The organism is Grimontia kaedaensis (assembly GCF_023746615.1).
In the GTDB taxonomy this organism is placed as follows: Bacteria; Pseudomonadota; Gammaproteobacteria; order Enterobacterales; family Vibrionaceae; genus Enterovibrio; species Enterovibrio kaedaensis.
Map to the genome: position 1 here is coordinate 1,641,567 of NZ_CP082276.1, position 21,665 is coordinate 1,663,231.

Annotated in this window: 20 protein-coding genes and 1 pseudogene; 13 read left to right on the top strand and 8 right to left on the bottom strand. The window is 48.7% G+C overall.

Annotated features, from left to right (window positions below; all coding sequences use genetic code 11):
* The first annotated feature begins 17 nt into the window (after positions 1-17).
* The 11 genes from torT to K6Q96_RS24425 all read left to right on the top strand — a co-directional run bounded on the left by torT (position 18) and on the right by K6Q96_RS24425 (position 11,505).
* A complete protein-coding gene (gene torT, locus K6Q96_RS24375) occupies positions 18-1,106 on the top strand; it encodes a TMAO reductase system periplasmic protein TorT (protein WP_251881021.1) in 1,089 nt (362 codons plus the stop codon).
* Complete coding sequence (locus K6Q96_RS24380; RefSeq protein WP_251881023.1) at positions 1,106-2,623, top strand: sugar ABC transporter ATP-binding protein; 1,518 nt, start codon at positions 1,106-1,108, stop codon at positions 2,621-2,623. The genes torT and K6Q96_RS24380 overlap by 1 nt, the downstream gene beginning before the upstream one ends.
* Positions 2,613-3,665 (top strand): ABC transporter permease, encoded by a 1,053-nt coding sequence (locus K6Q96_RS24385; RefSeq protein WP_251881026.1) that lies wholly within the window; start codon positions 2,613-2,615, stop codon positions 3,663-3,665. The genes K6Q96_RS24380 and K6Q96_RS24385 overlap by 11 nt, the downstream gene beginning before the upstream one ends.
* A gap of 40 nt (positions 3,666-3,705) precedes the next feature.
* Positions 3,706-4,461, top strand: a complete 756-nt coding sequence (gene pxpA, locus K6Q96_RS24390) for a 5-oxoprolinase subunit PxpA (protein ID WP_251881028.1) — start codon at positions 3,706-3,708, stop codon at positions 4,459-4,461.
* Between the two features lie 19 nt (positions 4,462-4,480).
* Positions 4,481-4,720, top strand: a complete 240-nt coding sequence (locus tag K6Q96_RS24395) for an acetyl-CoA carboxylase (protein WP_046303945.1) — start codon at positions 4,481-4,483, stop codon at positions 4,718-4,720.
* A gap of 28 nt (positions 4,721-4,748) precedes the next feature.
* Positions 4,749-6,161: an acetyl-CoA carboxylase biotin carboxylase subunit gene (locus K6Q96_RS24400; RefSeq protein ID WP_002540641.1), complete on the top strand. Its 1,413-nt coding sequence runs from the start codon at positions 4,749-4,751 to the stop codon at positions 6,159-6,161.
* Positions 6,162-6,170: 9 nt separating this feature from the next.
* Entirely contained in the window at positions 6,171-7,046 is an 876-nt protein-coding gene (locus tag K6Q96_RS24405) for a 5-oxoprolinase subunit B family protein (RefSeq protein WP_251881031.1), read from the top strand.
* Positions 7,036-8,019, top strand: coding sequence for a 5-oxoprolinase subunit C family protein (locus K6Q96_RS24410; protein ID WP_251881033.1), 984 nt, complete (start codon positions 7,036-7,038; stop codon positions 8,017-8,019). The genes K6Q96_RS24405 and K6Q96_RS24410 overlap by 11 nt, the downstream gene beginning before the upstream one ends.
* Positions 8,016-9,458: an NAD-dependent succinate-semialdehyde dehydrogenase gene (locus K6Q96_RS24415; protein ID WP_251881035.1), complete on the top strand. Its 1,443-nt coding sequence runs from the start codon at positions 8,016-8,018 to the stop codon at positions 9,456-9,458. Before K6Q96_RS24410 ends, K6Q96_RS24415 begins: the two co-directional genes overlap by 4 nt.
* A gap of 23 nt (positions 9,459-9,481) precedes the next feature.
* Positions 9,482-10,750, top strand: a complete 1,269-nt coding sequence (gene gabT, locus K6Q96_RS24420; protein WP_251881037.1) for a 4-aminobutyrate--2-oxoglutarate transaminase — start codon at positions 9,482-9,484, stop codon at positions 10,748-10,750.
* Positions 10,751-11,178: 428 nt separating this feature from the next.
* Positions 11,179-11,505, top strand: coding sequence for a hypothetical protein (locus K6Q96_RS24425; protein ID WP_251881039.1), 327 nt, complete (start codon positions 11,179-11,181; stop codon positions 11,503-11,505).
* A 430-nt stretch (positions 11,506-11,935) separates the two neighbouring features.
* Here the strand turns inward: K6Q96_RS24425 and K6Q96_RS24430 are convergent, their stop codons facing one another.
* The gene (locus K6Q96_RS24430; protein ID WP_251881041.1) at positions 11,936-12,328 is read right to left on the bottom strand and encodes a helix-turn-helix transcriptional regulator; all 393 of its coding nucleotides are present in this window, start codon (positions 12,326-12,328) and stop codon (positions 11,936-11,938) included.
* Between the two features lie 128 nt (positions 12,329-12,456).
* On the opposite strand from K6Q96_RS24430, the gene K6Q96_RS24435 reads away from it, so the two are divergent.
* Entirely contained in the window at positions 12,457-13,290 is an 834-nt protein-coding gene (locus K6Q96_RS24435; protein WP_251881043.1) for an alpha/beta fold hydrolase, read from the top strand.
* 87 nt (positions 13,291-13,377) lie between these two features.
* On the opposite strand, the gene K6Q96_RS24440 is transcribed toward K6Q96_RS24435, so the two are convergent.
* Positions 13,378-14,262 carry a hypothetical protein gene (locus K6Q96_RS24440; RefSeq protein ID WP_251881045.1) on the bottom strand — a complete coding sequence of 295 codons (885 nt, stop codon included), beginning with the start codon at positions 14,260-14,262 and terminating at the stop codon, positions 13,378-13,380.
* Between the two features lie 311 nt (positions 14,263-14,573).
* Here K6Q96_RS24440 and K6Q96_RS24445 point away from each other — a divergent pair, with 311 nt between their 5' ends.
* Positions 14,574-15,191 carry a recombinase family protein gene (locus tag K6Q96_RS24445; protein WP_251881047.1) on the top strand — a complete coding sequence of 206 codons (618 nt, stop codon included), beginning with the start codon at positions 14,574-14,576 and terminating at the stop codon, positions 15,189-15,191.
* Positions 15,192-15,356: 165 nt separating this feature from the next.
* Here K6Q96_RS24445 and K6Q96_RS24450 read toward each other — a convergent pair whose 3' ends face one another.
* The 6 genes and pseudogenes from K6Q96_RS24450 to K6Q96_RS24475 all read right to left on the bottom strand — a co-directional run bounded on the left by K6Q96_RS24450 (position 15,357) and on the right by K6Q96_RS24475 (position 21,662).
* Positions 15,357-16,163, bottom strand: coding sequence for a hypothetical protein (locus K6Q96_RS24450; RefSeq protein WP_251881049.1), 807 nt, complete (start codon positions 16,161-16,163; stop codon positions 15,357-15,359).
* A gap of 110 nt (positions 16,164-16,273) precedes the next feature.
* Positions 16,274-16,555, bottom strand: coding sequence for a hypothetical protein (locus K6Q96_RS24455; RefSeq protein WP_251881051.1), 282 nt, complete (start codon positions 16,553-16,555; stop codon positions 16,274-16,276).
* 737 nt (positions 16,556-17,292) lie between these two features.
* Positions 17,293-18,723, bottom strand: coding sequence for an endo-1,4-beta-xylanase (locus K6Q96_RS24460; RefSeq protein WP_251881053.1), 1,431 nt, complete (start codon positions 18,721-18,723; stop codon positions 17,293-17,295).
* A 33-nt stretch (positions 18,724-18,756) separates the two neighbouring features.
* Positions 18,757-19,137 (bottom strand): annotated as a pseudogene (locus tag K6Q96_RS24465) (transposase); the annotation flags it as partial.
* A gap of 605 nt (positions 19,138-19,742) precedes the next feature.
* The gene (locus K6Q96_RS24470) at positions 19,743-20,780 is read right to left on the bottom strand and encodes an ester cyclase (RefSeq protein ID WP_251881055.1); all 1,038 of its coding nucleotides are present in this window, start codon (positions 20,778-20,780) and stop codon (positions 19,743-19,745) included.
* Between the two features lie 3 nt (positions 20,781-20,783).
* Positions 20,784-21,662 carry a carbohydrate ABC transporter permease gene (locus K6Q96_RS24475; protein ID WP_251881057.1) on the bottom strand — a complete coding sequence of 293 codons (879 nt, stop codon included), beginning with the start codon at positions 21,660-21,662 and terminating at the stop codon, positions 20,784-20,786.
* Between the last annotated feature and the right edge of the window lie 3 nt (positions 21,663-21,665).

The following is a 21,665-nucleotide window of genomic DNA, read 5'->3' on the forward strand; positions in this document are numbered from 1 at the left end:
TAACAGGGAGAAGAAACATGAACGGCAAACCTTCTGCTGTCCCATGGTTAACCTTGGTCGGTGCAATGGCGCTGACTCAAAGCAGCACTGCAAACAGCGAAAACTGGTACCCGTATACGGTTGATGTCTGGACTACACCATTCGACATGAGCAGTGCCCGCGACGTGATGCAATATCAGCCCGTTGAAAAGGCCAGCAAGGCGTGGGACATCTGCGTCTCCTTCCCGCACCTCAAAGATGCTTATTGGACCGCAGTGAACTACGGCGTTGTGGATGAAGCAAAACGCGCCGGTGTCGAAATGCAGTTGGTGGAGGCAGGCGGTTACACCAACCTCAATACTCAGCTTTCACAGATTGAAGACTGTGTGGCTTCCGGTGCAGACGCCGTGATAGTGGGCGCCATTTCTTACGATGGTCTCAATAATCTGGTGAAGAATATCGCCCAATCCGGTGTGCCGGTTATCGACATCGTCAACGGCATGTCATCGCCAGATATCTCAGCGAAGTCTCTGGTCTCATTTGGCGAGATGGGCGCAAAGATTGGCCAGTATCTGGCGGAGCGCCACCAGAACGATAAAGAGAAAGTGAAAGTTGGCTGGTTTCCGGGACCTCCTGGCGCAGGTTGGGTTGAAGCCGGAAACAAGGGTTTTCAATCTGCCGTAGAAGGCTCAAACATTGACGTAGTAGAAACCAAATACGGCGATACCGGTAAGGAAGTGCAGCTCAAACTGGTGGAAGACACCCTCGAAGCACATCCGGACCTGGATTACATTGTCGGTACGGCAGTGACAGCAGAAGCGGCCACCAGCCTGCTCCGCGCCCGAGGTCTCACTGACCAAATCGGCGTCCTTTCCTACTACTTCACCCCCGGCGTTTATCAGGGGATCAAACGTAACCTTATCGTTGCTGCGCCCACAGACTCGGCGGTTATCCAAGGTCGTGTCGCGATTGATCAAGCTATCCGTATCCTCGAAGGCAAACCCTACACCAAACATGTGGGACCGCAGCTTTATGTCATCGATGACGCCAACATCAACAGCTTTGATCGTAACAGCTCCCTCGCACCAGCGAACTTTAAACCGACGTTTACAGTGAAGCCGCAGTGATGGACGCACCGATTCTCAGCCTACACGGGATACACAAACAGTATCCCGGTGTAAAAGCGCTCGACGGGGTGGACTTCACGCTTGAGCCCGGCGAAGTTCACGTGTTGTTTGGCGAGAATGGCGCTGGGAAATCAACGCTGATTTCCATTATCTCCGGCGCCAACCAGCCTACGGCAGGAGAGATGCGTTTTTTCGAAGACACCGTGCGCTTCAAAAGCGTTTACGACGCGAGGCAAAAAGGCATCAGTGCGGTGTTCCAGGAGTTTTCTCTGGTCGACACCCTCTCCATTGCCCAAAACCTGTTTCTGGGCGAAGAGCCATTGACCGGACACTTTCTGGATAACGCCACCTTGCACACCGAAGCACAGGCACTGCTCGAAAAAATGGGGTTTGACCTTGATGCACACCTGCCCGTCAGCGAGCTTTCCCGTGCTGAAAAGCAAATGGTGGAAATTGCTAAAGCGCTCCGTGGCGAATTGTCAGTACTGATCCTTGATGAGCCGACAGCGTCCCTGACGCATCAGGAAACCGAGCAGTTATTTTCACTGATTGATCAGCTAAAAGCACAAGACGTCGGCATTATCTATATCTCTCACCGTATGGGCGAGATCCGCCAGATTGCAGACCGGATTACCGTACTGCGGGATGGAAAATACATCGGCACCCGCGAGGTTGATACTGTCGAAGAGCAAGACCTCATCACTATGATGACGGGTAGGGAAATCGACAACGTCTATCCGCACGTGCCCTTTTTACCCACTGAAACCGTGTTGGACGTGCAATCCCTAACCACCGACAACCGACTCGTCGAAGACCTTTCTTTCCACGTCAGAGCCGGGGAGATTGTCGGCTTTGCCGGGTTGGTTGGCTGCGGCAAATCCGAAGCGCTCAGAGCCTGTTTTGGTGCAGAGAAGGTCACTGCCGGTTGCGTGGTGTTTAACGGTGAAAATGTCACAGGGCTTAGCATCCGCGAGATGCTGGACCGCGGCTTTTTCTATAACTCCCGTGACCGCAAAGACGAAGGTTTGGTGCTCAACCGCAGTTGCCGGGAAAACATCAGTTTGCCTTCTCTGGGTTCTCATCCCCTTTCCCATCGCCATGGCGCACTGAATCTCGCCCACGAACGCAAGCAAACCCAAAGCCTTGCAACAAGGCTCAAGCTCTACCCGATGCAAACCGAGCGCGATGTCGGCCAGTTCAGCGGTGGTAACCAACAGAAAGTGCTATTGGCAAAATGCCTGACCCGCGATGTCTCGCTGTATGTGTTCGACGAACCCACCGTGGGGGTGGATGTCGGGACACGCGCAGAAATCTATCGCTTTATTGCCGGTTTGTGCGAGCAAGGGGCAGCGGTCGTCATCATTTCTTCCGATCTGCCCGAGGTCGTACACCTCTCCCACCGTCTCTACGTGATGCGTGAAGGACAAATCGCCGCTCACCTTCAGGGAGCAGAGATAACAGAAACCAAGGCGCTCAGCCACTTTTTTGAATCAATGGAGTATGAAAATGAACAGTGAGCCAGTGAAGGCCAGTTCCCAAGACGCCGATCTGGGCGCTTCCAAAGGGCAATTTGCCAACCGGGTGACACGGTTATTTGTGAAGGTGGGTGTCCTGCCTATCCTGGTGGTGGTCGCCGTTGCTATCTTTGCATCGGCATCAGAAAACTTCCTGACTGCGCGCAACCTGCTGAACCTGCTTCGCCAGTCTTCGTATCTGGTGATGGTCTCCATCGGACAGATGTTTGTGCTGTTAACCGCAGGGTTTGATCTTTCCGTCGGCACCATTATCGCCCTCTCATCCGTGGTCGGGGCCACCACCATGGCAGCAACCTATGCGGCTTTCCCGGAATCTGTGTATCTCGCCATTTTTGTGGGGATTGCTGCCGGTGTAGCCGTTGGCTTGGTCGTCGGATTTATCAATGGCATCGGCGTCGCGCATTTTCAGGTTTCACCCTTTGTGATGACGCTGGGCATCTCCTCCATCGGTTTTGGTATCGCCCTTTATATGACAGGCGGATCGCCGGTGTATGGCATGCCGATGGAGTTCGGCAACACCTTTGGCTTTGGCAACATTTTTGGCTTGCCCACACCGATTCTGGTTGCCTTGCTGATGACGATTTTTGCCATGGTCATCGTCAACCGTACCCGTCTGGGCCGCTATTTCTATGCAGTTGGTGGAAACATCAATGCCGCCCGTCTCTCAGGGATCAACACCCACAAAACGCTGATTCTGGCGTACCTGCTCTGCGCGTCCTTCGCAGCCATGGCAGGGATGTTGATCACCGCCCGTCTTGACACCGGCGAGGCCAACATAGGCGCAGCCATGCCCCTCGAGTCCATTGCAGCCTGCGTCATCGCCGGTGTCAGTCTTCGCGGAGGGATCGGGCGAGTGGAACATGTCGTCTTGGGCGCGGTGTTTATCAGTCTGGTGCAAAACGGCATGAACCTGACCCGCGTGGAATCTTACCTGCAAACCGTGGTGATCGGTGCGCTGCTGATTTTTGCCGTCATCGTCGACCAAATTCGTATTCGATTGCGCGCCAAGCTGGGAGCCCACTGATATGCGCCTTACCAACACATTTCAAAAGGAAGGTCTCACTATGATCAACATCAACAGCGACATGGGTGAAGGCTTTGGCATCTACAAACTCAGTGACGATGAAGCGCTGATGCCTTACATCACTGAAGCCAATGTCGCCTGCGGGTTTCACGCCTCAGACCCCAACCACATGAAACGTACCGTAGAGCTTGCCAAGCAATATGGCGTAAAAGTCGGGGCGCATTTCTCGCTACCTGATTTGCAGGGGTTTGGACGCCGTAAAATGCATCTCAGCCAAGGCGAGCTGCACAATATGATTGTGTACCAGATCGGCGCGCTGAAAGGCTTCCTCGATATGCTCGATATGCCGCTGAACCATCTCAAACCGCATGGCGCGCTCTACGGCATGGCAGCGTCGGATCCGGACATCGCTGAAACGATTGCCCGGATCGCACACCACTACCAGGTGCCAGTGTTTGGGCTGTCAGGCACCTACCATGAAACCATTTACAGCGCACACGGTGCAGGCTTCATCCCCGAGTTTTTTACCGACCTCGACTACGATCAAGATGGGCATCTGGTGATCACCCAAACCCACGACGCCACTGATCCTGTCTATGCCGCCAAACGCGTTCTGAAGGCGGTGGAACATGGCAAGGTCACGGCCAACAACGGTCAAGAGATCCCGGTTGTCGCCCAAACCATCTGTGTGCATTCAGATACCCCGAATGCGGTGGATATCGCCAAAGCGGTCAATGAGTTGTTACAGCCTCACCTTTCCCGCCAAAGCGATGTCTGCACCGCCGAAAAAGAATAGACGTTCGAAGGAGTGATACATGTCTGACAAAGAAATTATCTGCCCGTTACCTGGCATTTTTTACCGCTCGGCTTCTCCCGATCAGCCCCGATACAAAGATCCGGGAGACGCTATCGAACCGGGTGACGTGATTGGACTGGTGGAAGTGATGAAATCCTTCCATGAAATTAAAGCGGAAACTTCCGGTGTGATTGACGACTTTTTGATTGAGAACGAAAGCCCGGTCAACGCAGGACAACCTATTGTCCGCCTGAAGTAAGCGCTCTGAATGCACACAAGGAGTCAGTATGACAATCGAAAAATTGCTCATCGCCAATCGCGGTGAGATAGCCGTGCGCATTATCCGCGCGGCCAAGGAAATGGGGATCCATACAGTGCAGGTATACAGCGAGGCGGACAAAGAGTCCCTTGCGGTAAAACTGGCTGATGAAGCCATTTGTATCGGTGCCCCGATGGCTAACCAATCTTACCTTTGCGGTGACAAAGTCATTCAGGCAGCAGAGCAGTCTGGCGCGGATGCTATCCATCCCGGTTATGGCTTTCTCTCTGAAAATGCCAGCTTCTCAGATGACGTGCGTAAGGCGGGCATCATCTTTGTCGGCCCGTCCGGCCAAACCATGACAAAGATGGCTGATAAAGCCCGCGCCCGTGAAACCGCGATGGCAGCCGGTGTACCTGTAGTACCCGGAAGTGCACCCTCTGATAACCCGGAAGCGGCACTGGAGCAGGCCAAACTCATCGGTTTTCCAGTGATGATCAAAGCGTCAGCGGGCGGTGGTGGGCGCGGCATTCGTGTGATTGAAGACGAAAGCGAGTTCCTGACCCAGTACCATCAGGCATCTGCTGAAGCACAGTCGGCGTTTGGTGACGGCACGCTTTATCTCGAAAAATTCATTCGCCAATCCCGCCATGTGGAAGTACAAATTCTTGCGGATGGCCTGAATGCGGTCCACCTGTTCGAGCGAGAGTGCTCGCTGCAACGACGCCGTCAGAAAGTCTGGGAAGAAGCGCCCTGCGCCGTCTTGCCAGATTTGGTGCGTGAAGCCATGTGCCAGTCTGCGGTCTCTCTGGCAAAAAGCGTCAACTACAAAGGCGCGGGCACCATTGAGTTTCTCTACGATGATGAATCTGAGTCATTCTATTTCATCGAGATGAATACCCGCATTCAGGTCGAGCACCCAATCACCGAAGCCATCACAGGGGTTGACCTGATTCGGGAAATGATTCAGATCGCGTCAGGTCAGCACCTTTCTCTCAAACAAGAGGACATTCAGCGTCGCGGCCATGCCATTGAAATTCGCCTGAATGCGGAAGATCCCTTCAACGGCTTTCTCCCTTTCCCCGGCGTCATCAAATCTTTCACCCCACCAATGGGCAGCGGTGTGCGTTTTGACGGGCTCATCTACTCCGGCTTCGCCATTCCCCCTTATTACGACTCATTACTCGGCAAGCTGATTGTCTGGGATGAGGACAGGGAAAGCGCGATTCACCGCATGGCAAGGGCACTGGACGAACTGTCGATTGAAGGTGTGAAAACCACACAACCGCTGTTTCAAAAGCTGTGTGAGGCGCCTGATGTGATTAACGGCAATTTCCACACAGCGTGGCTTGAACAATGGCTGGAGACACTCGACGCCCCAAAGCCTGAACAAGGTCAGTCTGACAACAAAAAGGATTGCTCGCTGCCACAAGCAAGCTAAGGAAGGACAATGAAAACACGCTACTCATACGGCGGCGACGAGCATATTTTCGTCGAAGTCAGCGAAGAAATGTCGCTCGCTGCCTTTTTCAAAAGCTTGTCGATCACCCAGGCCATCCGTGAAGCGAACCTGCCCGGTGTTGAGGAAATCTGCCCGGCAAACGCCTCATTTCAGGTGAAGTACAATCCAGACGTTTGCGCGCCTGAAACTATGCTCGCCGCGATTCAGGACATCGAAAAAGCGCAAGCGGCAGGAAAAGCAGAAATCGATACCCGCATCGTTGAGGTGCCGGTTTTCTACCAAGACCCCTGGACCCATGAAACCCTGATGCGGTTTCGCGATCGCCATCAGGATCCGGAAGGCACCGATCTCTCTTACGCCGCCAGAATCAACGGCTATGACTCCATTGAAGCCTTTATTGAAGCGCATTCCGGTTCCCCCTGGTTTGTCACCATGGTGGGGTTCGTTTCCGGCCTGCCGTTCATGTTCCAAATGGTTGAACGCGAGAAGCAAATACAGGTACCGAAATACGTCAGACCCAGAACCGACACCCCCAAGCTGACGGTGGGCTATGGTGGCTGTTTCTCCTGTATTTACTCCGTGCGGGGCGCCGGTGGCTACCAGATGTTCGGTGTCACCCCTGTCCCTATTTACGACCCGGCGCAAAACGCGGCACACCTGAAGGATTTTCTGGTGTTCTTCCAACCGGGCGACATCGTGAAGTTCAAACCTATCTCAGAAAATGAGTATCACGAGATCGTCAAACAGGTCGAAGACGGTACCTACCAACCTCGCACAAAATCGGTTCGGTTCTCACTGTCTGAGTTTGAAAAAGACATGGCGGGCTATAACGCAGCAATGCAGGAGGCGCTGTATGAGCATTAATGTTATCCACCCCGGGCTCGCCACCTCTGTGCAGGATTTGGGCCGCAAAGGGTATTTTCATCTTGGCATTCCGGTCTCAGGTGCGATGGACAGATTCGCCTGTCGTTGCGCCAACTGGCTGGTTGGTAACGACGAAAACGCGGCAGTGTTGGAAGCGGTGTTTATGGGGCCCAAACTGACGTTCAATCAGGACGCCACCGTGGCCGTTACAGGAGCAGATATGACCCCCATCCTTGATGGGGAAGAGCAGGTCAATTGGGCAAGCTTTGCGGTGAAAGCCGGTCAGACCCTTTCCTTCTCACATCTGACAGGCGGCGCGCGAATTTATATCGCCATTGCTGGAGGCATTGATGTGCCTGAGGTGCTGGGAAGCCGTTCGACCTATACGCTCGGGGCGCTGGGCGGATTTGAAGGCAGATTGCTACAAGCCGGGGACGAACTGCCTGTCGGCAGCGATGAAGCGCCGTTTGAAGAACGCTATTTACCCGACTTTCTACGCAGACCAAGGTTGAATCAGTTGCGGGTGGTTCCCGGCCTTTACTGGCACCGGATCACCAAAGCGGCTGGCGAGCAGTTTTTCAACGATATCTGGCAGGTAGCGCCAGAAGCAGACCGCATTGGCTACCGGTTCAAAAACGGCACGCCATTAGAGTTTGTCGAGCGCGAGCAGCCGTTTGGCGCCGGATCCGACCCTTCCAATATTGTCGACGGCTGTTATCCCTATGGCTCAATTCAGGTGCCAGCAGGGAAAGAACCCATTGTGTTGCACCGAGACGCCGTTTCAGGCGGAGGCTACTTCATGATTGGTACCGTGGTGTCGGTGGACATGGATCTTATCGGACAGATGCAGCCCAATTCACAGACCCAGTTTGTGCAAATCTCGCTGGAAGATGCGCTGAAAGCCCGTAAGGAATATGACGCGCTGTTGAAATATGCCAAACAGCATATCGAGAAGAGCGGGGCCGCACGATGACGTTGATTCGAGATAAGGCATTCATTGGTGGCGATTGGGTCGACAGTGAAAGCGGGAAAACCTACCCCGTTTTCGACCCGGCCTACACCAACATCATCGCCCATGTTCCTGAGATGGGTGAAAGCGACACCCAAGCCGCGATTGATGCAGCCCAAAAGGCATTCGGCAGCTGGCGAACAACCACGGCTAAGCAGCGGTCAGAAAAGCTGATGAATTGGTTTAACCTCATTATGGAAAACCAATCGGATTTGGCAGCGCTCATTACACAGGAATCGGGCAAGCCTTTGGCTGAGTCCATCGGTGAAGTTGGCTACGGCGCTTCATTCATCCAATGGTTCGCGGAAGAGGGGAAACGCACTTATGGTGATGTTATTCCGACAACCGCGATCGACAGGCGATTGCAAACCATCAAACAACCTGTCGGTGTCTGCGCGGCTATCACGCCATGGAATTTCCCCATCGCGATGATCACCCGCAAAGTCGCCCCCGCCCTTGCAGCAGGATGCACCATCGTCGTCAAACCGGCAGAAGCGACACCCCTTTCCGCGCTGGCGCTGGCGTCATTGGCGCAGGAAGCCGGTATACCGGATGGTGTCATTAATGTGGTGACTGCTTCCCACGGCGCCGAGGTGGGTAAGGTGCTCTGCAACAGCGCGGATGTTCGCAAGCTTTCCTTCACAGGCTCAACGGCGGTTGGCAAAACGCTGATCAAGCAATGTGCCGATACCGTTAAACGGGTGTCGATGGAGCTCGGCGGCAACGCACCCTTTATCGTCTTTGATGATGCAGATATCGATGCTGCCGTCGAAGGGGCTCTGGCCTCCAAGTTTCGAAATGCGGGGCAAACCTGCGTGTGCGCAAACCGCATCTTGGTGCAGTCCGGCATCTATGACGCCTTTGCAGAAAAGTTTGCCAATGCCGTCAGCAACCTCAAAGTCGGCGCAGGGCTAGAGCCCAGAAACCAGATTGGCCCACTCATCAACCGCTCTGCACTCGATAAAGTCGAATCACACATACGCGATGCACTGGTTTTGGGAGCACGGCGGCTAACCGGCGGAGCCAGCCATTCGCTGGGTGGCCTCTTCTATCAACCTACCGTATTGGCCGATGTTACCCCTGCCATGCGGATTGCTTCTGAAGAGACCTTTGGCCCCGTCGCTCCCCTTTTCCGCTTTGAAGATGAAGCGCAAGCCGTTGCGATGGCCAACGACACGGAATATGGCCTCGCTGCCTATTTCTATTCGCGGGATATCCAGCGCTGTCTGCGTGTCAGCGAAGCGTTGGAATACGGCATGGTCGGCGTGAACGAAGGCGTGATTTCCAATGAAGTCGCCCCCTTTGGCGGTGTGAAAGCCTCCGGTTTAGGCCGGGAAGGATCGCGACAAGGCATCGAAGAGTACCTCGAAACCAAATACGTCTGCTTTGGCGGACTCTTGTAACTCACCAGTATCAGGAACCAACAATGAACAACCAGTCACTGATGGATCGCCGCAATGCGGCGGTTCCCAGAGGCGTGGCTTCGGCTACCCCTCTGTTTGTAAAACGTGCCAAAAATGCAGAATTTTGGGATGTGGAAGACAACCGTTATATCGACTTCGCTGCGGGAATTGCAGTCGTTAATACCGGTCATAATAACCGCGCTGTCACGCAGGCAGTCACTGAGCAAATCGAGAAATTCAGCCACACGGCTTTTCAGGTCGCAGGCTACGAGAATTACATTGAGTTAGCCGAACGTTTAAATGCCATCGCCCCGATTGATGATGCCAAAACCATCCTGATGACCACAGGTGCTGAGGCATTGGAAAATGCGGTAAAAATCGCCCGTCATTACACCAAACGAAGCGGTGTTATCGCCTTTCATGGTGGGTTTCATGGCCGCACGCTTTTAACCATGGGCATGACCGGAAAAATTGCCCCTTACAAAGAAGGCTTCGGTCCGTTCCCGAACGACATTTACCACATTCCCTTCCCGGTTCCTTATCAGGGCATTGATACCGCCTATTCGCTGCAACAACTGGAGAAACTGTTCAAGACGGACATTGCTCCCTCTTCCGTTGCCGCCATTGTGCTGGAACCTGTTCAAGGGGAAGGCGGGTTTTATGCCGCGCCAAATGCGCTGATGGAACACCTTCGCGCCCTTTGCGATGAACACGGCATTGTGCTGATTTTCGACGAAGTGCAAACAGGCTTTGGCCGCACAGGGAAAACCCTCGCGAGCGAGCATTTTGAAGTGCAGCCCGATTTGATTACAGTGGCAAAAGCGCTGGCAGGTGGCTACCCACTTTCTGGCATTATCGGCAAACGCGACATCATGGACAGCCCAACGCCGGGCGGCCTTGGTGGTACCTATGGTGGTAGCCCAGTGGGATGCGCCGCCGCTTTAGCTGTGCTGGATGAATTGGAATCCAAATGCCTTAATGACCGTGCCGAGGCGGTGGGAAGCCGCCTGCATCAGGCTTTCTCCGAGATAAAAGAACTGAACCCTGAGCTGCCTATTGATCATATCCGCCACAAAGGTGCCATGATTGCGTTTGATTTTGTCTGTGATGGACAACCGGAACCCCGCCATGTGCAGCCTTTTATCAAAGCCTGCCGCAGCAAGAGGCTTATCTTGCTGCCTTGTGGTCAGTTCGGCAACGCAATCCGATTGCTGCCGCCACTCACTGTCGAAAACCATATCGTCGAAGAAGCGATAGACATTATGAGGAAGGCGTTGCTCTCTTTGCGCTAGCGGAAAATAGAAATGCCACCCAGCAGGGTGGCTTTTTGATTCAGTAACACCAATTTTGTCCCACTGAAGACATGCCTAAACGCTTATCGACTCAGAGCAACCGCAGCCCCAAAATACCTTTTCTGAAAAAAATGACCCCATCCATCATCAATATTCCCGAAAATTTCCTTTTAGGGTCCTAGCATATTTTCAAAGTATTGCTTTTGAAATTTTCTCAATCACTCCCGAGAAATAGTCAAAGCAAGCATCCTCTCTTCATTCCTAGACTCATTATTCGATCAACAACATCTGAGGAGATATACATGGAGCAAGATCTAGCTTTTCCAGATATTCCAATGGTAGGCACATACTCACAATGGGTCTCGTAAGCCTGCAAACTTCAAGAACTGAAAGAGTCTTTATCAAAGACGGGAGAGGAAATCTAAGGCTTGCAGGCGACATCTGGTGAGGGCGATAATCAAGTCACCATGACGTTAGTTAATATCCCGCTTGACTCAGCAAAAGGGCTAAAAACATGGGAAGGTCCCTCAGTGGTGTACAATCTCTCAACAAACGAAGGCCTATTGCACAATCTCGAAGAGCTTGAGGAATCGCTGAAGTCACAAGAGTTTGCCGTCACGTTGAGTACCAGTGATACCAACTGGGCATGGGGTAAGACATGGTCGCCGAATGACTCATTTACAATGACACGCTTGGGGGCACGCTATTTTGGTATCGTCCCGTTCGAAGGACCCAATCCATTTGGTTCTTTGTAGATACTAAAGCGCTGCGCAACGCAGCGCTTTTCTTATTGACGTATAAAAAACCATACCTCAATTCTTGAGACTCTTAGACACTGGCCCATTTTCAACATAAAAATGTTCTGAAGAATCATGGAGGCTCAGAGAATCTGAGCGTGACATGCTGCCACCCCCATCGTAGCGATAAAACGGTTTCCGCCCCATTCAGCGTCCACACTACCTGCCGAACATGCTGACTATCCGCCCATAATGGTTTGTGAAGATGGTGAAAGCTTTTGATCTTGCTCTGCTTTGACTAGCCCTTATCGTGACCCGAATGGGCCAAGACGTTGCGAAGCGCAGTTAGGCTTGGTTGAAATGGCGAGACAAGGGAGGAAGGACCGCCGGAGATCTATAACGATATTCAATTGCTAGAATTGCACGACTGCAACTAGCTTCCAGCCCTTTACCTATTGAATGTCTCTTGGGATGCTGGCTGTGTGATGCTAATAATGCTAGTGGCCAGTCTTTTACTTGATTGCAGAAACTCTTTCCTTGTTGTGGCCGGGAGCTTCGCTACCTCTTTCATAAAATCTAGTAAGTCCTGACTTTCTATCGCTTGATAGTAATTCATGTTGTCTTCGGTTTCTTCAAAGAACCACACTAGCGGAAAGTCTGTATAGGTGGCGATTCTTTGCAATGCTGTAACCCGAGGCTCTGTCTTCCCAGATTCCATGTCTAGATAAGTTTGCCTTGCCACGTTGAGATGCTTAGCCATCTGTACTTGAGTCTTGCCGGAGTCAATCCTGGCAATCCTTACCTTGTTAGCTATTGTTTTTCTTGTAGTTGGTTTGCTCATACTACCACCTGGCAAATTATCGATAATTTTGGTTAACACTTTTTCTAGTTATTTCATCTGTTTGTAATGATGAATCACTAGCTTGTATGCATATATATTGCTACCTCATTTATCATGAGGTAGTAAAAATGAAACACGTAGTACTTAACAACAAGCTCTATCGCTATTCCATCAACGAGAACCACACGACAGATCAAGTCGCAGTCTTCTTGTTAGGCGCCCTTCAAGATATTGAAAGCGTCAAAATGTACTCTGACCACTTCTCGAAAACACTGACGTGTATCACGCTAGAAATTCCAGGTACGGGTTATGCAGAACCTCTCGGAGCACAAGTTTCTATCTCTGAACAAAGTGACATGCTGCTAGATTTTCTGAAATACATGAACATTGGGGCCGCCCACCTAATTGGTTTCTCTTACGCGACAGCAATCGCGGCTGAAATTTGTGGTGTATGGAAAGGGGTTCAAAGTCTCAGTATCTGTGGCGGTGTACCAGGTATTCCTGAGTCTGGTATCGCTGCAACTAAGAAAATGATTGCTGCGTCAACACTCAGTAAGCGTGAATTCGCAGCGACCTTTGTTGATTCGCTGACGGCAGACGTTGAAGGAATTCCGCGCTCTGCAGTTATCAAGAAAGCAATGCTAAAAAATATATCTAACCTTGATGATTCCAGGATAAATATGTTCTTTGATAATTCAGTAAGGCTACTTGTACATAAGCCAAGCAACATTAGCCAGATAACGGTTCCTGCTGTTATTTGTGCTGCCGAACATGACCCCTATGTGACCACAAAAATTGCAAAAGAGTTTTCAGATCAACTCCCAAACAGCCACTTTATTGTCATCAAAAATTCAGACCACCTAGCTCATTTACAACACCCTGAAAGGGTAGCTAATGCATTGATTCTTATGGCTTCCACGGCTGTTCATGTAGAGAAAACACTACATGGCCTGACCAATTAATTATTAAGAAATGAATGGGGATGGTCAACGCAATTTCTTGCGTATTTTACGTTGGCCATTTTCTATCAACTGATTGATATCACAGTCCTAAATGTAAAGGCGGGAGAGTGAATTAAGGATTTGCGAGATGCTTTCCTTTTGCTCATGATCCAGATGCCGAAGAGCCTCTACAATCAGGGAGTCTCTGACATGTTGAGCAGTCCTTAAGTGATGAAACTGAGGAAATTTAGTCATTTCAGAAGTGAAGCCGGCGTGAGAATTCAACTTGAAGCCCAGCTTGCCCCGAAACCCAACGGCAACTGAGAATGCAACCGGCTTATTTTCGTTTTCAAGAACCTGATATTGGTAATCGGATAAACCAAGAACCTTTGACATAGTTTCTAGAGGTACGTTGTAGGCGTATCTAAACCGCTTTAAGTTTATTGCCAAACTGCGGTAATAGTCTTCACCAAAAGCCTCAAGATCTAATTCTGGTGGCGGTAACAGTGAGTCATAATCCAGGCCGACATAATCACTGTGACCTTCCAACTCTGTCCGAAACGCTAGAAAATCAGCTCTTTCCCTGTCGTTATATAGGTTGGTAATTATATCTATAACGGAATTGAACTGTGATAGTGGTAACTTACCTATTCTTACCAGTGCCTCTACAGATGAATCTTCCATCCCTCGGTAATACTCGCGAAGCGACAAGCCATAGTAAAAGGCCGTCATTGGTACCATCATCATCCAAGAGAACGCCGCAACAACATGTAATGGCCGGTGTCCTTGATAGCTAGGTTGCATGTACTTCTGCAGTGTTTCTACGTTTACACCTGTGAATTTTCTCTTTAGCTCCACAAAAGATACCTGGTGTGCGCGGCGAACATATGCCATTGACAGAGCAATATCTGAATCGATGTTTTTTAGTAATTCGTTGAGCCTTTCTATGTCTTTGTCTGTAACTTGGCTAGGTGAGTTGTTTTCTACTGTCATTTAAAAGGCCTTTTTACTGCTGTACTTGGTTAGTCACTAGCTGTATGACGAAATTTAAGACGGGATATCATGGAATGTATATATTCGTTTCTCCGCCCCCAAGAATTCTTCGATAGCACTGTGCTGGACAAAACTGCCGAGAGCAACGAGGAAATTGGGAAGACAGCCCCAAAAACAGATAATTCATTAAGGTATACCCCAACGCGACCACCCTACCCTGATACAAAAACTGGCAATGTGACCACTTAAATGCGACACTCCTTATTGCGACCACCTAAATGCGACGTTGACCAACTTCAGGGAGATAAATCATGTTTATTCGCGCTTACCTTCGCGCCTCGACCGATGAACAAAATGCCGAACGGGCAAAAGCCGCCCTCAATCAGTTCACCCAAGAGCATGGCCAACGCATTGCCAGTTACTACACCGAAAACATCAGCGGTACTCAACTCGATCGACCAGAGCTAAACCGTCTACTCACCGACACCCAGGCAAACGACATTCTGCTTGTTGAACAAATCGACCGACTCACCCGCCTTAACGATCATGACTGGAAAAAGCTTAAGCGCATGATTGAGGAAAAAGGCATACGCATTGTCAGCATGGACGTTCCAACCAGCTGGCAAGCACTCGACAACAACGCCCTCACCCACAACGACCCCATCATCAAGGCCGTGCTCGATGCCATCAACAACATGCTAATTGAGCTGATGGCCGCCATGGCCAGAAAGGACTACGAAACCCGAAGAGAACGCCAGCGCCAGGGCATAGAAGCCGCCAAAGCCAATGGCAAGTACAAAGGCAAACGAGCCGACACAGAACGGCACCAGAAAGTGAAATACTACAGAGAGAAAGGCCTAAGCCTGAGAGAAATTGCAGAAGCGACCGGCTATAGCAGATCGCAGGTTTGTAGGATATTGGCTAGCTAAGGGACAGGAATCAGTTAGAGTCAGATTTCTAATCCTCTCACTTCGGATAACTTTAGTTTGGGGAAATCGAAGTAGATGGCTTTGTTGTTCGAGAGCATTGGCTGCTAACGCAGCCAATAGAATACAATTGCCTATTGACCGGGGAAGGGCTCATATGTGTTAGGCTTACTCCTCTTCGTCACATATGGTTCGAATTGATAATTCTGGTGAGTTGAAGTCCACTGGAATGATAAAACCAAGACCGTACTTTTCCTTAAGGTGATGTATAATCGGATTATATAATGGGGAAAGTTTTGATAATGGCGTTAACTTACGATCTATATCAGAATCAGGAATATATGCCACTCCATTTTTTTCTTGTTCTATAGGGTCTATAACTTCCCCTCGAAAAGGTTTGATGAAATTACTTTTTTTTATAAGTTTATAGTTCTCACTATATGGATTCAAAGCCAAGTATACTGTGATTACTCCAGATTGTTCATATCCTATAATCGCTGCATCAATAATTTTATGTCTAAAGAAATCAGCATTTCTATAGAAATAGCATACTTTTGAGTTGCCATTAGAATCTACTATCAAAGTACTCCCATAGATTGTGTCTTTGAACTGATCTGATTTTGTTAATGTATTGGATCCAGTTGCGATAAAACTAATTATTTTGAAATCATGTTCCTTATCTGAGGAGGAACGTAATTGCTTTTTAGCCTCCTTTATTATGCCAGAAATTGTTTCATTTCGACCAAGTTTTCCTTCGACAACTGCGACATCACCTGCATTGAGTTTTTCTTCTTTTTCTTTAGCTATTTCTTCTGAGTCCTTCTTCATTTTAGCTTCAACGATTGCGGTTTCATTGCCATAACTGATAAGAAAGTCTGCTTCCTTTTTTTCTTCATGGTCAGAGGTTGGAATAATAGAAACCTCATAACCAAGCCATTCTAATAACTTTTTTGAAATTTCATCTGATTGATTCATATGGCCAAGAATTCCTTATTAATCACCAATATTTGAAGTAACCAAAAGTAACCCAGTGTTTTTATTCCATTCAAGCCTTTGTTGTGTAACTTGAACTTAAATGGAAACCGCTACCTACCTTTCAAATCATGCGTTACAATTATTGGAATAATTATATCTACTATTTCTTCCATTTCTTCTTCTGAAAATGGGGGGCCATTACGTAAGACATGATCAATCTGAGTCAAGTAATCGGATGAAAACTGAGTGTCAACGGTTTCATCTTTCCCATATATGTCATCAATTAGCCCATCTAACTCAGCTTCGATAAAGTCTTTAAGTGAAGAAATATTATTACTCTCCAAGCAAGATTTAATTTCATCTCTAATTCTTTTTTCTTCTTGACTTGTCAATTAAAACCCCTACTTGACTTGGCAGATTCCAAACTTGGTCATTTAAACACCCATTTTGGAGTTTTCCAAGCATCTCATGAGTGCTAAAGTTCGATCTGACTGCATATTTTCATCATAATATCATGCAGTTAAACAAAATCGAGGATGATGAAATCCGACAATATGGCACACTTCACATCCTTTCCGTTTTACATTAGAAAACCTATCGAAAACTTTTTAATTTAGATCAATGGGATGTGCTTCCGCTGACGCAAAATGGGGCATAAGCGAGCTAGATTCTAACCAATATCAGCAGCCCCACTACGCATTATACCCATAGTGTTAAATCACTTTTCCCCGCGAACCAGAGTGATTACAGGCCCAACCTCAACTTATCCAAAGTGGGCTGCGCCTAAACAAATCAACACCTAACTCGAAACTGTCCAATATCCACTTATTACGCTACCGCTCTACCGCAACGACTTTGCGCTGTTCAGGGGAGCGACCATATATGTCCCGATTTCCACACCCTTATCCAGAGCAGTGATTTGACGTTGGACCTGAGGTAGGAGCCGTGTGCGTTAGTAGCGCTCGTACAGATCTGTTTGGAGGCTAGCCTAGCGGGTGACCATGATTCCTACCGTAACCAAAACTAGCAGAACTTTCATTGATTTTGCTTATTTAATAATTGCTTGTGTGGTTGGCAACCAGTTAGAAGTGTGGGGCATCGCTGTTAGCTCTGCCCCATCGCTTTAGGATTATTCCGTGGACACCGCCCTACCAAATTCATAGTAGACGTGTTTTCTATCGTAGCTTGGTGTAAACAACAGTGGTTTTGTGAAATCCCACAACCAGGAGTTACTGTCTTCGACACCCCAAACTGTGACTGAATTGCAATTTGGTGATACATAACATACGCGAGGCCATTCGAAATATAATCTTTTCTGTTCGTCAGATGGCCTTAATACACCAAAGATGCTCGGAAAATCCCACCCAATATTGAATTTTCCTTGAATAATATCAGTCACCGCTGTGGTGCCATATGGGATTAACTTGGCGTAGTCTTGCGGGTCTATAGAAGAAATGTCCAGCTCAGTAATTGATACTTCAATACCCAACTCATCATATCTTTTCATGTTTTTTATCATGTCATCCCATTTGGGGTTTTGCATGAATGCATGCATCTGAAAACCTACTCCGTCGATAGGAACGCCATCATCGATCAACTCTTTGATAATACTGAATAGATTATTGGACTTCTCTCCAAGGTCTGCCACCAGGTAATCGTTAATAAAAACTTTTGTGGATGGGTCAACTTCTTTTACCTTATTAATCACTTTGGCAAGATAATTTTTACCGAGTTTTTTCATATAAATAGAGTTACGAAATCTCGAGTCAACAGGGGATACACTATCGGGTATGAATTTTTGCTCAAGATACGATCCGGTTATTTCATTTGCAACATCCCAAGCGTAAACTCTACCAGCATACCTTCCGACGACTTTTTCGATATATTCATCAATAATTCTTTCTACTTCTTCAGGCTTTGTTTTGGCATTGATTCCATTAATAACACTTTGGTGCCAAAGAAGAGTATGCCCACGCACACTTATGCCATTTGAAGAGGCAAAATCCATAATTTTATCTGCAGTGTCAAAATGATAGGAACCATCAGAACTTATCAAAGATGTGGGTTTGAATGCATTTTCTGGCGTAAGTACGTTAAATTCTCTTGAAAAAACGTTCTTGTACTTGTCATCGTCAACAAATTTATCATTGAAGGCTGCTCCGACGAGAAAATCATAGTCAACGAAATCTTGAAGGCCATGCTTCTCACTGGGTCCAACTTTAAGCGTGACTGTCGCGGGGGCTGAAGTGTCTATACCATCAGATGCAACAAATTCAATGGAATCTAAACCAATAAATCCCTTGGCTGGTTGATAGGTGACTTTATTCTTATTCAGGGTGGCATTACCAAATTTTGGATACTGGATAATGCGGTAAGTTAAGCTATTTTGGTGATTTGGGTCTTTATCGGTAGCATGTAGCGTGAATAGTTTTTTACTATCTGCTAGCACTACATGCTCGTCATTCTTTGCTTCTGGCATACAACCCTGCAACATGAAAATCGCAATAAGTAGAAGTAGAGTCGACAATGTCGGCTTCAGCGCATAGCTTTTCTGGCTCATTTCCGTTACTCCTTAACGTTTCAAACTATCTGTTTACCGCCTATGCTCAGCCAGTCTAAGCAACCGTTTTGGCATTGGCGCTGCTTGAATACTCAAATAAATGAGTTGTTCGATCGTTTTTTTAAGACAAAACCGCCGGTTGAACTTAAAACAGAACTCACCCAAATACCGTGGCGGGTGTTTTTGGTTTTGGTTGATAGCATGGTAGGTGCCGTACATAGCATCTTTTACATTGCCAATCATGGTGTTAACCCACTAGAAATAGTGGTAACGCTACGCTGTCCGCTCCACTAATGGCTTGATGGCAGTTATCGGCTTGCTCAACGCCTCGAAGCAAGCAAGACCATCTTAAACAACCAATGATTTTGGCGTTAGATGCGCTTTCGCTCACTGCGTTATTTCCTGAATTTTGAACTCTTAAAACGCACTAAAGCGCAATAGTAATAAGGTCAAACGATGATTAAGACCTAGGCAAAAATATTAAGCGTCGCTATACGGTGAATACCATCAAATATCTATTCTTCCTACTGTAGAGTCTACATAGCCCATAAACTCTAGGTATCTGTAAAAAACCGTAGATTAATATGAAAAAAGTACGATTCAGGTGTAAGGAAATTTATGACTCTTTAGGTGGTATGGTTTAAAACTTCCAACCTGCAGTAATAGGAAAGGCAGAACAAGTAATAATAAGTATCGCGCAGCCGATACTTTATTTGGGTGTTGAACAACCCCGTCGCTAGCTTATTAAGTAAATTGCTCGGATGAGCACAGAGTGGATGTACGCCCGTCACTGATTGACAGGCGAGCGCAGCTAGGAAGATACATAAACCTTCACCAGACAATGACAATCCATTTTTCCAAAAGTCAGCTTATACGAAACATGTATCTTAGATCGCCGACTCTAACCCGTTATGGTCTCATATCTGTTGATTACGCAGTACTTCTCCTACTCGCCCGAACGGCCTTTGTGTTCTTCCAGAGGCCGTGAGCCGCACATACCATTGCCAATAAACCAGAAGTTAATAACACCTATTACTCACATCACTCTGACTATCAGCATTAAGCTGTTGGTTTCTCGCCAGAATGTCGATGCCTTGTTGGTGGAAGAAATACAGTAAATCAATAAACACCCAGTTTTCTGCGAGCTTATCGCCGTCGCGGCGGTAGATATCAATCACGCGCATGTCGTAATAGTTGTCACTCGCCGCCATACCCATAAAGCCACCAGAGGGTTTCAAGCTAAGATTCGGCCATCCGAAGAATCCGCCAAAATGCCCTTCGGCGAACTTACAGACATGACCGTTGAAGATGCGGTCGGAGAAGCTGGCTCTGAAAATACCAGAATGCTGTTTGGCATAGCGTTCGATGGTGTAACTCGCGCCAATACCCGTTGGCCCCCACCAAATCATGTCGTCGTGCCAGGTGAGCGCCAGCTCTTCTTCCAGACTCAGTTTGTTGTCCCAATTGCCCAAGTCGGAAATCATCTCGTTGATGACATTGAGCGTTTTTTCCCCTTCTTGCGTGGGCTGAAGGGTTGTCATGATGCCGTCATGAGTGATCGGGCCGGGTTGTATAAGCTGCGTGCCACTCTGTGGTGGGAAAGGATTTACCCCTGCTTGCACCATGACACCGGGAATATCCGCAAAGAAAGCAGACTCAGCGATCTTGCCATCTACCACCTGAGTAAACTCGCAGTAGCGTAAAAATGCCATACGGCCAGTTCTGGGTATGCCGAGCCAATGTTGATCGAACAAGCCCATCAGGTGCCCCATCGACACCACCCAAATGCTGCCATCTTCATCGAGGCTATTTTCACCTGCCATGAAAATATCCTGACGACGCTGAAGTGCGCAGAAGGAGGCTTTCAATGGCTGCCAGACTGTCTTGATGACATCACCGGCATTGTCGATTTCGTTAAAGGGATGGCAGCCCCGAAAGCGGTAATCTGGCGAGCAAAACTCGCCGAAAACTGCTTCCAGCTGGTCATCTTTAGCAGCGTCCAAGGCTTGATAAAACGACCATACTTTCTCTTTCGCTTGCTGTAGCACTGCCGACATGACTTACCCTTTTACCGCGCCAGCGGTCAGGCCGGACACAATTTGTTTTTGGAAGAAAAGAACCAGGAAGAATAGTGGGATCATCGCCGATACCACCGCAGCAACCGCAAACATCACGTTACCTTCCACCTGCGTGGTGCCAAGGAAGCTGGCGATTTTCGGCACCATGGTTTGATTTTCCTGACTGAGTAGCATGCCCGTAACGGCAAAGTCGTTGTAGGCCAGCAGGAAGCTGAACAAACCCGTGGTGATCACGCCCGGCCACATCACCGGGATAATCACGTGCTTGAAGGCTTGGAATCGGGTGCAGCCATCCACCATTGCGCTCTCATCCATGTCTTTTGGAATATTGAGGAAGAAGGAATGAAGCATCCACAACGTAAAGGGTTGGTTGATAGCCACCAGCACAATAATGGTGGTGCCAAGGTGCCCCCACAAATTCCACTCGAAAAAGGGCAGCATGTAACCCGAAACCAGCGTGATATGTGGCATGGCACGAAGCACCAAGGCAATCATCAAAATCCATAAAGAGTAACGAAAACCGGAGCGAGCCAGCGCGTAACCACCCAATGTGCCAATGGTCAGTGAAATGATGACCACAGAAAACACCACCACAAAGGTATTGATGGCGGCGAGCCAGAAATCCTGCTCAATCCACGCGCCGTAGTAACCTTGCCCCGTGAACTCGGAGCCCGTTTCCAGCAAGGTCTTTACACCGTAAATCGCGTTCATCCAATCAGATTTGGAGAAGAAATCTGCCTGCACTTTGAACGAACCCCAAGCCGTCCAAAGGAACGGGCCTGCGGCAATGAGTAGCCAAACAACAACAAAGGCAATCGAGACGGTTTTTAGCCAGACAGGCTTCTTACGTACTTCTTTCATGAT